Annotated in this window: 7 protein-coding genes and 2 pseudogenes; 6 read left to right on the top strand and 3 right to left on the bottom strand. The window is 65.2% G+C overall.

From position 1 onward, the window contains the following. Positions 1-348: 348 nt before the first annotated feature. A pseudogene (locus AB0E14_RS38070) lies at positions 349-1,121 on the top strand (transposase family protein). On the opposite strand, the gene AB0E14_RS38065 reads toward AB0E14_RS38070, so the two are convergent. Continuing rightward, a complete protein-coding gene (locus tag AB0E14_RS38065; RefSeq protein ID WP_362429589.1) occupies positions 1,113-1,886 on the bottom strand; it encodes a hypothetical protein in 774 nt (257 codons plus the stop codon). The pseudogene AB0E14_RS38070 and the gene AB0E14_RS38065 sit on opposite strands and share 9 nt — an antisense overlap. A gap of 13 nt (positions 1,887-1,899) precedes the next feature. Between AB0E14_RS38065 and AB0E14_RS38060 the strand changes: the two genes are divergently transcribed. The 5 genes from AB0E14_RS38060 to AB0E14_RS38040 all read left to right on the top strand — a co-directional run bounded on the left by AB0E14_RS38060 (position 1,900) and on the right by AB0E14_RS38040 (position 8,798). Beyond that, positions 1,900-2,262, top strand: coding sequence for a hypothetical protein (locus tag AB0E14_RS38060; protein WP_362429586.1), 363 nt, complete (start codon positions 1,900-1,902; stop codon positions 2,260-2,262). Between the two features lie 2,482 nt (positions 2,263-4,744). Continuing rightward, positions 4,745-5,992 carry a ParA family protein gene (locus AB0E14_RS38055; RefSeq protein WP_362429582.1) on the top strand — a complete coding sequence of 416 codons (1,248 nt, stop codon included), beginning with the start codon at positions 4,745-4,747 and terminating at the stop codon, positions 5,990-5,992. Next, the gene (locus AB0E14_RS38050; protein WP_362429578.1) at positions 5,989-7,053 is read left to right on the top strand and encodes a ParB/RepB/Spo0J family partition protein; all 1,065 of its coding nucleotides are present in this window, start codon (positions 5,989-5,991) and stop codon (positions 7,051-7,053) included. The genes AB0E14_RS38055 and AB0E14_RS38050 overlap by 4 nt, the downstream gene beginning before the upstream one ends. A 665-nt stretch (positions 7,054-7,718) precedes the next feature. Further along, the gene (locus AB0E14_RS38045; RefSeq protein WP_362429575.1) at positions 7,719-8,243 is read left to right on the top strand and encodes an SMI1/KNR4 family protein; all 525 of its coding nucleotides are present in this window, start codon (positions 7,719-7,721) and stop codon (positions 8,241-8,243) included. Positions 8,244-8,561: 318 nt separating this feature from the next. Next, positions 8,562-8,798 (top strand): hypothetical protein, encoded by a 237-nt coding sequence (locus AB0E14_RS38040; protein WP_362429572.1) that lies wholly within the window; start codon positions 8,562-8,564, stop codon positions 8,796-8,798. Positions 8,799-8,946: 148 nt separating this feature from the next. Here the strand turns inward: AB0E14_RS38040 and AB0E14_RS38035 are convergent. Together AB0E14_RS38035 and AB0E14_RS38030 are read right to left on the bottom strand one after the other, a co-directional pair. Next, a pseudogene (locus tag AB0E14_RS38035) lies at positions 8,947-9,707 on the bottom strand (IS5 family transposase). Between the two features lie 154 nt (positions 9,708-9,861). Further along, on the bottom strand, positions 9,862-11,021 hold a 1,160-nt coding region (locus AB0E14_RS38030; protein ID WP_362429568.1), incomplete at its 5' end, for a hypothetical protein.

Genomic DNA, 11,021 nt, shown 5'->3' with positions numbered 1-11,021 from the left:
CGAGTAGACCTTCATCACCATAAAAGATGCCTCCTACCCGGCCCCTACCGGGACCGGGCTCAGAGGTGTCCACCACTCGGGGACAGGTCCCATCCACGCGCCACCCACGTAGACCCACCCCCAAGAGGCGGCTCCATTCGGGCGCCAGTTCTCTGCCTGGCGCACGGTGATGACCGGAATGACTAGATCGAGGGCGTAGCCCGCGGGGTAGAAGCAGGGATAGTCACTGAGCCTCTTTCATCCTGTGCTGAAGGGTGAAAGAGGCTGGTCAGCGAGGGTGGTGACGAGGCAGGGCCCCTCGTCATTGGCGTGGTGATTCCACTCATCACACCGGCGACCTAAGGGGCCCTGTTGGTTCCGTATCCTGCCACGCTCGACGTCCCGTATGAGCTGGTCGAGCATGTCGCCTGGCTGCTGCACGAGCATCGTCGAACCCGAAACACGCGCTGGCGCAAGCTCGGCTGCTTCCAGCAGGCGCTTCTCACGCTGGTGCACCTGCGAAAGAACGAGACGTTCTCGCAGCTCGGAGCGGGTTTCGGGATATCCCAGGCCACCGCCTGGCGGTACGCCGACGAGACCTTGGACGTGCTGGTCGGCTGGGCACCCGGCCTCCACGAAGCGCTCACCGGCCTTGGTGAGGGGGACCATGTCATCGTTGACGGCACCCCTATCCCCACGGACCGCATCGCCGCCGACGAACCGTACTACTCGATGAAACACCGCAAGCACGGCATGAACATGCAGGTCATCGCCCGCCCTGACGGCACACCGCTCTGGTTCTCCCGCGCCACTCCAGGCAGGACCCATGACCCGACCGCGGCCCGATCCCACGGCATCGTCCAGGCCTGCCTCACCCGGCAGATCCTCGTCCTCGCCGACCGCGCCTACCAAGGCGCCGGCGCCACCGTCCGCACCCCGTACTACCACCACCGCGAACAGCCCGCCCACTACCAGCAGTTCAACCGCGACCACGCCCGTCTGAGAGCTCCCGGAGAACGGGCCTTCCCTTCGCACAGCTGAAGTCCTGGCGACTACTCCGCCGAGCCCGATGCTCCACCCGCCGCATCGGCACCATCGTCCAAGCCGTCCACGCGCTCCTGACCTGCAGCTATTCAGGATGAAAGAGGCTCACTGACGCATCGGGCTGCAGTCGGTGGGGGCTTCAGATTGTTGGTGTCCTTTGCCGGCACGATCGCGTTGCCGTGGTTCTGCGCAGCCCAGGCGCAGAGAGCGGTGAGTACGTAAACCGCATTGAAGAACTTGCGCAGGGGGTTGAGGGCGCCACTCCGGCGCAGGTCTCGGCGCCGGGCGATTGCGATGTTGCGAGCGTCGTCGTCTCGCCCCGCCTGGCGATAGACGCGGGCAAGGTGTTCGTACGGTTGGGAGTCGTATCCGGGCGGCCTGAATGGGGTGCCGGTCGCATTGTTGGACCGGATCCAGTCCCGTCGTGCCTTCCAGTTGCCTTGAGCCTCGCCGCCGATCGACTCGTACGCGAAGCCTGTCAGCCGAATGCGCTTGGGCCAGTAGGCGTTGGCACGGTCCGTTCCCCAGTCGTCCACCAAACCCGGTGTCGTCACGTTGCCCAGATTCACTAGCCCCTTCACCTGTGCTTGAGGCTTCCAGATGAGGGCCTGCCCCACGCGCATCCCGATTGCGTCAAGCGCGGGGTCACCTGCCAGGTCGGAGGGTTCTACCAGGACAATTCCGTCGACCCGAGCTCCTTGGAGGCGCACGGTCCCTGCAGATGTGAAGTTGCCCTTGAGGACTAGGTGCTCGGCGACCCTGATGTTGTTCCCCACGAGCGAGTAGCCATCGCGATCCTTCTCGTCGAAGTGGGCGTCGATGCATGCCAGCTGACCGGCGATGCTCGCGCCTGCCAGTCTCACCGTCCCTTTGGCTGTGAACCCGTCGAGGAGGAAGACGTCCCCCCCAAACCTTGCATCCATCGCCGACCAGTGCGTTGTTGCGCTTGTCTGCGCCGAGGAGCTGGGCCTTGGTGCAGTTCAGCTGGCCGGCGATGGTGGCGCCCAGCAGACGTACCGCGCCGCGAGCTGTGAAGTTGCCGTTGAGGAGCACGTGCTCTCCGACTTTGATGCCGTCGGCAACCAGGCCGTTGCCATCAGCGTCCGCGCCAAGGTTGGCGGTGGAGAGGTTGAGTTGTCCTGCGACTTCGGCGTTTACGAGCCGTACGGCACCCATGGCACTGAACTCTGTGCGGAGGAACACGTCGCGGCCGATCTTGCTGCCGTCGGCATCAAGTGAGTTACCCGCCTTGTTCCTGGACAGCTCGGCGCCGGAGCACACCAACTGCCCCGCGATGGTCGCACCGGGGAGATAGACAGCGCCCTTTGCCTTGAAGTGGTCGCCAAGGTGGACTTGGCCGCCGACTTCAATGCCCTCGGCGTGCAGGGCGTTGCCTTCGGGATCTGAGGCGGTGATGCGAACTGCTGAACAGCGCAGATCGCCGGCGATGCTTGCGCCCGTCAGCCGTACAGGGCTAGTGAAGAACCAAGATCCCGAGACGTCGAGAGTTTGGGTGACTGTCAGCATCTCGCCGGTGAGCCCGACCAGATTGCACCGCACGATACTGAGCTGGGAAACGGCTGCTCGCTCAAGTGCAAGCGGCTCGGTGCTGTCGAAGTAGCAGTCCTCCAGGAACAAAGGGCAGTGGAGGGTGGCTGACTCCAGGTCGAGGTGGCCAGTGACGCGGGCTGCGCGCAGGTGTACTCCCCGGGCGTGAACCCACTTCCCCTGGGCGCCAACGAGGACATCGTGCAATGTGCGGCTGCCGGCACTGAGAAGTCAGCCCCCCAGCCCGTCATCGCAGGGCGATTCACTGGTCCGGGTTGAAGATCGAGAAGTTTCCCTGACATTGCGAAGTCGCGCAGAACAGTCTCGAGGCTTGTCGGGCCGGTCCCGGATGCGAAGTGTCTAGGGCGCCTCTTCGAGTCCATGAACTGACAATACGGATCAGTGCTGTCATTTTATGCACTTATGGTGAGTTCGGCCTAAACCGGGCTATGGGTTCATAGAGCTCGATGACTGAAATGGCGTCGGAGGCCGGGTTGGGGCAGCGTTACGGCACAGGCACTGGCACGGACAGTGCGGCGAGGACCGGACCTTCGTACTTCATGTGTCCGACGGGGAGGCGTTGGGCTATCACGCCGTGATAGGTCCACCTGCTCGTACGAGACGTGGCTGGGGCTATCACGGCGTGATAGCCCCAGGTGGTGTCCGATGGGTCGCGTGAAGACGTTCTCGTCTGTCCCCCGCTCCCCCCACATGTTGGGCCGAGGGAGTCGACGTGTGAAATGAGTCCTCGATCCGTGCGGCTAGGCCGAGCGCCTGGCGAATCGTGAGCACGGTGCCGAGGCGAGGTGGGACACCCTGGGTCAAGGTGTGGGTCCAGCTTCCGTGCTGGCTGAGTTATCACGCCGTGATAGGTGTCCCAGTCTCGAAGGGCCGGGGCCATGCCAGCCGTCCAGAGACACGTTCGGCACCACTCCCCCGCCGTCAAGGTGTGTTGGGACTGAGGTGTATCCGTGCGGTGAGCAGCTGCACGTTGTAGACGGGAAGTTGCGTGGAGACGGTGTAGTAGATGGTGATCTCCCTGGTCGAGCGGTCGAACCGGGTCCAGGGCGGCACCACGTACGGTGCGTAGACGTTGTTGCCTGCCGGTGACGGCTGTGAGTGGGGCAGGCGGACGAAAATTGGTTGTCCGGGTCCGAGTTACTTGCCTCCGCGTCGGGATCACCTGGGTCGAAAACCACCGCGGACTGAGACCAGGGCCCTTGGGGCTGGCGGGCGGAGCGAATGTGGATCGCCTCGACCGGACCCCCGGGGCTGCTGGGGGCCAAGTTGGCCTGGAGTCACCGCCTGATGTTTGGGTGCCAGGTTACGGAGACCTCGCCCTGCGCGCCGAGGCCGGGAATGACTCCCGTTGGTAGTTGTCCGGCGTCCACCAAAGCTGATGCGGTCCGCCAGTTCGCCGGTCCCGTGCTGTTCGCTGGTGCTCCGTCGAGGTAGTACCACCAGGTAGCCGGGTCGGGGACCGGTTGATGGCTCAGTGGGTCGAGTGTGCAGAAGGCAGGTGCACAGCGCTGGCGTGGTACCGGCTCGTGCTGAACATCACGAGCCCGTCGCCGGTAGCAGCGGGCAGGCCAGGCCAGGCCAGGCAGGGCGCGAGACAACTGTCGGCGATACGTGTGTGAGCCCCCCGCCGGCCAGCCGGGTGTCAGTGTCGAGGAGACGTCGTACAGCTTCTGGGGTTCGTCACCTGGGAAATGCTTCGGAGGCTTCGTCACCGCGAGATGCGAATCGCGCATCACACCCCCGACCTTGTTGCGTGCAACGAAGAGGTACAGGCGGCCGCCATAAGGAGAAGCCGCCAGTGGGCACCTCGAAGTTTCCGATGCCTGAGCTCTCCGCGCACAGCATGACTCGGTCGGTCTGCGGCCCGTAACCCGGTACCGGAACGGACCTGGCTGCCCCCGGCCCGTTGGGAGGCCGGTCCGCAGCGGCTCGAAGGAAGGCGCGTTGCTGTCGCTGCTGCGAGGGTGCTATCACGGCGTGATAGGACCGAGAGGCAGGCTTCGGGCAAGGAGGGGCTATCACGCCGTGATAGATCCGGCGGGCCTGCGCCAAGGTGAAGGGCTATCACGCTGCGATGGCCGATTGAAAGTTCGTAACCTTACTTACGTGTCGTTGGCAGAAGTTGATCTACGACGTTAGTAGAGTGACGCCCATGACGTCACCTGACACGGGCGGCGACCGAGTGAAGGTCGTCTCCAAGCTCACAAGTCCCCTCCGCCAAGAACTAAAGGTCCGAGCTGCCCTCCACGGCCTCGACATGCAGAACGCCGTCGAAGCCGGCATCACCGCATGGCGCGGCCTCGGCGCGAACCTTGCTGCAGTCGACACCGCCGGAGCGGAGACCTACTCCACCTTCCTTCCCGAGGGCCTGTGGGACGGCTTCCGCGACGACTGCAAACTCCGTGGGGTCTCGCTCACCCAGGGCATCGCCCAAGCCGTAACCCTCTGGCTCGACAGCAACCCGGTGCCGGACGTGAAGCGTCCCGAGACAGTCCGACGCTTCATCGTCTGCAACCAGAAGGGCGGCGTCGGCAAGACCGCCATCACCGCCGGCCTCGGCGAAGCCCTCGCCGAAGACCCCGCCCGACTCGTCCCTGTCCGCGTCTCCAAGCACTTCGCCGCCCTCCTCGAGGACGACGACCGCAACGACGACCCGCTCGCACTGGAGGACCTTCCCGGCCTTGGCCAGCGTGTGCTCCTCGTCGACTTTGACCCCCAGGGCCACCTCACCAAGCAACTCGGCCACGAACCCCTCGCCATGGACGGTGACTCTCTCACCAACCACATGGCCGGCGAAGCCAAGGGAGGGCTGAGCGACCTGATCGTCGCCGTACAGGAAGACCGCTTCGGAGACAGGCTCCACCTCCTGCCCGCCTGTACCGACGCGTTCCTCCTCGACGTACGCCTGGCCTCCGTACGAGCCCGCGAAGCCGCCCTCGAACGCGCCCTGCGCACCGTCGAAACCGACTACGACGTCATCCTCATCGACTGCCCGCCCAGCCTCGGCCTGAGCATGGACGCCGCCTCCTACTACGGACGCCGCAGGAACAACGAGGCGGCCGGAAACTCCGGGGTCCTCATCGTTGTCCAGGCCGAAGACAGCAGCGCTGACGCCTACGGGCTCCTGACCTCCCAGATCGAGGACATGCGAGGCGACCTCGCCCTCGACATCGACTACCTCGGACTCGTCGTCAACCACTACGACGCCCGCCGCGGCTACATCGCGACCTCATCCCTCCAGTCCTGGATGGACATAAAGGATCCCCGCGTCGTCGGCGTCATCGGAGACCTCAAGGAACAGAAGGAAGCCGTGCGCGCCAAGAAGGCCCTCCTCGCCTACGCACCCCGCTGCGAGCAGTCCGTCGCCCTCCGCGCCCTCGCCAGGGAGATCAGCAAGTGAGCAAGGCCAAGAATCTCGGAGCCGGCGCGTCCTTCGCACAGGCTCGCCCTATTAGCGCCCGCCGAGCCGCGATCGGTGCAGCGACGGACGCACCCACCGCAGGGGTTCCCGAACCGACTGAACTCCCTCTCAACCTCATCAGCCAGAATCCTGACAACCCGCGCGAGGAACTGCGCAACCTCGAAGGGCTCGCGGACAGCATCCGCGAGGTCGGTCTCGTCAACGCGATCACGATCGCGAGCCTTGACGCGTACCTTGCCGAACGACCCGACCGCGCGGCAGACATCGACGACGGCACCCGCTTCGTTGTGATCGATGGCCACCGGCGACTTGCAGCCTCGCGAATCGCCGGTGTCTCCACGATCCGCGTCAGCGTCGACAACGAGCTGGTCTCGACCGATGAGTCGCTCCTTGAGGCGGCGTTCGTGGCCAACGTCCATCGCGACGACATGAACCCCCTGGAACAAGCGCACGCGCTGCAGAAGCTCGTCAGTTTCTACGGCTCCCAGAACAAGGCAGCCAAGAGGCTCGGTATCGGGCAGTCCACCATCTCGTCAAAGCTCTCGATCCTCGAGCTCGACCTCGCTCTACAGGTAGACCTCGTCGCAGGGCGCCGAACAGTCGAGGATGTTCGGAACCTGTCCAAGCTGAGCGCCGAGCAGCAACGTGAGAAGGCCGACGCCCGAGCCGTAGCCAGGCACAAGAAGTCAGCAGGAAGCACCGGCCAGGCCCGTCAGACACGCCCCGAGGAAGATCGTGTAGCTGAGCAACGAGATCCGGAAGAGCGATCACGCCGTGATAACTCCTCGGATGCCCGGAGTTTTGAGCCCTCGGTCGAGGAGCTGCCCGCGCCGCGCGCCGAGTCGAGCACCCGTCAGAGCGAACCATCAGAGCTGGCACCAGGCGAGTCGGGGTTCGTCGCTCCGCTCACCAGGGTGACGAAGATGCCTTGGCACGATGGAAACGAAGTTGCCGACCTCGTGCTGCGAAAGATGGAAGCCGAGCAGCAGAAGATCCTGCTCGCGCGACTTTCGACGGCGCACACACAAGTCAGCGACTGACGGACGCGCCGCGGGCCTCCTGCTGGGGACCGCGGCACGTACGCTGCCCTGTGGTGGACCACCTCCACGCCGGCACGCCAGGTGGTCCCACTGACAGTGCTGCGCAGGAACCAAAACCGTGTGCTGCCCAGCACCGCGGATATGCGCAGCACGGCCTACTACCCGAGCAGCAGCCCTGTGGCGCTTCAGGCAGACTCAAACGTCACCGCTCTCCGGCTCCCCTGGCAGGCTCCCAGGCTCCCCTGGCCACCAGCAGCCGGAGCAGCGGACACGGCGGCGCACCGGACATGACGAGATCCGGGCGCTGCCGCCCTGCCTGTCGATACTGATCCGCCGCTTCGAGGCACGACTTTGCCATTGCTGGCCAGCGTGCTCCCAGCCTCTCAGGGGGCACACCGACAGCCAGCGGGCTGCCGTCCATCGCCCCGCTGCGCAACCGGACCCCGGCCAAGCTCACGACCCAGGACTACACGGAGGCCGGGAGTCGGCCTCGGCCAGCCGCGGTGGGCAGAGGAGATGTGGTGCCCGAATCGGGCGGCGGGGTGAGCCTGATCCGTTCCACACGTCTGGGCGAACTCGGACGTAGTGGCCAACGTAAGTCCGTGTAGCGTGCCTCCTCTTCATGGATCACGCGGTGCCCCGCATCCCGCCTCAGGAGTTCACCCATGGACGTTCGCCCCTTCAGCGTCGCGGAATGGCGCGTATTTCTCCATGACTACAGTGCGAAGTTCCTCGACGATTCGAGGTTGCTGCGCACACTCGAGGAGAACGGGGCCGGAGCGTACGTCAGGAGTCACGTCCGGCGCGAGGGGTGGATCGGCAACGAGTCGGCGAACGCGGACGTGGTCGGCGCCGCTGAAGAGCGGCTCGGCACCCGACTGCCGCTGAGCTACCGGAATTTCCTGATGGCCAGCGACGGGTTCTGCTACGTCGACCACATCGACCTGCTCCGCGTGGACGAGATCGGGTGGCTTGCGGAGCGTGACCCTGAGCTCGTTGAAGTCTGGAGTCTCGGTGATGAAAGCTATCGCGAGATGCTCGAGCAGAGCCTGTTGTCGGAGGCCAGGCTTCCGTCGGTCGCATCAGCTTCCTCCTGGGCCCGCTGGAGAAGACGCTGGGACATCTCGGATCGGCTGCACCATCGTCCGTGCCACCAACGCGATGCTGGCGCCCGCAGCGACCTACGATGAAGCACGGCCACGGACCGTCGTCGCAGCCTGTGCATGACGGGTTCGCCCGGTCGGCGCATACCCTCGCAGCTGCTCGCCGACGATGATGTGCCGCGCGGGGTTCATGCCCCTGTACGTCTCGCCCGCGCGGTACACGGCGGCGTCGTACTCGCGGAGGTTCCGCGCCGTTCCGGGTTCAGGAGAACGGACGGTCGTTCCGTTGTAGACGACTTCTGTGAGAGCGATCCTAAGGATTCTGCTGGCGACGAGGAGAATGCCGTCGCGCTCCCAAACAATGCACAGGCGGGGTGTCCGTCCAGACCGGTACCGTCTTGCCGCATGGACGGACAGATAGACCCTGGCATCCAGGACGACGAGCAACCGGTGAGTCTTTCGCCCTGGCCGCACATGAAGGTGGCCCGAGCAACGCAGCACCTCGCCGACCTCACCGCCCGCATCCAGCTCTGGTCCACCAGCCGACCAGTCACCATCGAACCGCACGTCTCCGACGACCGCCTCCGCGTGGAAATGCGGCTACGGTCCACGCTCCACCGCCCGTGCTGGAGTGGTCCCTGATCCTTGGCGACTGCGTGCACACCGTGCGCAGCGCCCTCGACGCCTTTGTGTGGGACCTCGCGCACAGCAACGGCGCGACGCCCCCCGAGCCGCGCAATTTGGCGTTCCCCGTGTGCCGTACACGGTCCGGGTGGGTTTAGACCGTGTCCTATGTGGTGAGGCGGACGAGTCGCTTGTAGCAGCAGATGGCTGCGGCGAGGCCGAGGAAGGCCAGGTAGTTGCGGGGGTGGCGTTCGTAGCGGTGGTTGAGTCTGCGGTAGCCGGTCAGACACGACATCGTCCGCTCGATCACCCACCTTCGGCGGCCGAGACGTTCGCTGGACTCGATGCCCTTGCGTGCGATGCGGACGCCGATGCGTTTGCCGCGGAGTCATTTCCGCAGGTGAGGAATGTCGTAGGCCTTGTCGGCGTGCAGACGCTTAGGTTTGAAGTGGCGCCCGTTGTAGGGGTCGTGTCTCGTTTGGTGACCCGCGACCATGGGCTTCAGCGCGAGGCTGTCGTGGGTGTTTGCCGCGGTGACGCCGACGACGAGGGGCAGTCCGTTCGCGTCCGACAGGACGTGCATCTTGGAACCCGCTTTGCCGCGGTCCACGGGGCTCGGACCTGTGAGTTCGCCCCCTTTTTCGCCCTCACGTGGGCGGAGTCGAGGACGGCCCGGGAGAGGTCGAGCAGGCCGGCGTCGTCGAGGCGGTGCAGGATCTCCTCGTGCAGCCGGATCCCGAAGCAGGGCGGCAAAGCGCGCCAGGAACAGCCGCTGACCAGCACGTAGATGATCGCGGCAAACAGCGTCTCATCAGGCGTTTCCTGCGTTCCCCCGCCCTGCGGACGCGTCTTCGACGGCGGGATCAGCGGCTCCACGATCTCCCACAACCCGTCCGGAACAATCCAACTCCACGTACCCCGCCCCATAACCAGCCCAACGACGCCTCACCACATAGGACACGGTCTAAACCAGGAACGCCCTGCTGACCAGCGACCCTTCCGGAAGAAGGGGGTTCAGCAGTTGGCTGTGGCTGGTCACGGGGCGGGTTTCAGGGTGCGGGGCAGGGTCCGGGCCGTGGCGCTACTGCTTTCTCCGCTTCCGGGTCTCGCGGCTTTCCCCAGGTGTGGGAAGGTCGGCGAGGAGGATCCCCTGCCACGCGCCCTGCATGTCGGGCAGGTCGTTGAGAAGCTTCGTGAGGACCGCCGCGGAGCTGGTATCCGTCATCTCCACCCGCTTCCCCAGATCGGTCAGCCGAGTTTGGGCGTGGCGCACTGAGGGGAGGTTCAGGGCCTTGGCGATGTCGACGATGTTGTGATGTCCCGCGTGGATGGCACCGAGAACCTCCAAGTCCCCGGGGGACAGGCGACTCTGCGACTTGTGTACACGGGCTGTGATGTTTTCGCGGCTTTCCTCGGGTGTGGGAAGGTCGGCGAGGACGATACCCTGCCACGCGCCCTGCATGCCGGGCAGGTCGTTGAGAAGCTTCGCAAGGACCGCCTCGGAGCTGGTATCCGTCATCCCCACCCGCTGCCCCAGATCGGCCAGCCGAGTTTGGGTCTGCCTCACTGTGAGGTTCAGGGCCAGGGCGATGGCGTTGATGTCGCGGTGCCCGGCGTTGATGGCGCCGAGGATTTCCAAGTCCCCTGGGGTCATTTGGTTTTGTCGGGCGGCTTGACGGGCGACCTCGGGACGAGGGAGCAGGCGGAGATCGACGCCGGCCCAGACACCCTGCCTGCCGGGCAGGTCACCGACAAGGTCCGCAAGGACCGCCTCGTACCCAGTAGCCGTCATCCCCACCCGCTTCCCCAGATTGATCAGCCGAAATTCTGCCCGTCTTTTTGAGATGCCCAGTGCCTGGGCGATGGCGTCGATGGTGTGAGAGCCGGTGTTGATGGCGCCGAGAACCTCCCGGTCGGCCGGAGACAGCTGGCCCTGCCGCTCTTTCTTATGGTGGAGGGTGTTCTGGCGGATGACCTCGGGACGAGGAAGCCGGGCGGGATCAACGTTGGCCCACACACCCCGCATACCATGCTGCAGGTCGTCGACAAGGGTGGCAAGGACTGCCTCGTACCCAGTATCCGTCATCCCCACCCGCTTCCCCAGGTGGGCCAGCGCATTTTTGACCTGGCTGGGTGTGCTGCCTGTGGTGGCGGTGATGGAAGCGATGTGCCGGCTGCCGGTGTAGATGAGGCCGAGGAGCTCCACGTCGCCCGGGGTCAGGTGAACTGCTGCCGGGCCGC

This window comes from Streptomyces sp. NPDC047981, from assembly GCF_040653315.1.
Classification (GTDB): Bacteria; Actinomycetota; Actinomycetes; order Streptomycetales; family Streptomycetaceae; genus Streptomyces.
The sequence above is the reverse complement of the archived record's forward strand: the minus strand, read 5'-3'. Positions and strand labels throughout refer to the sequence as shown.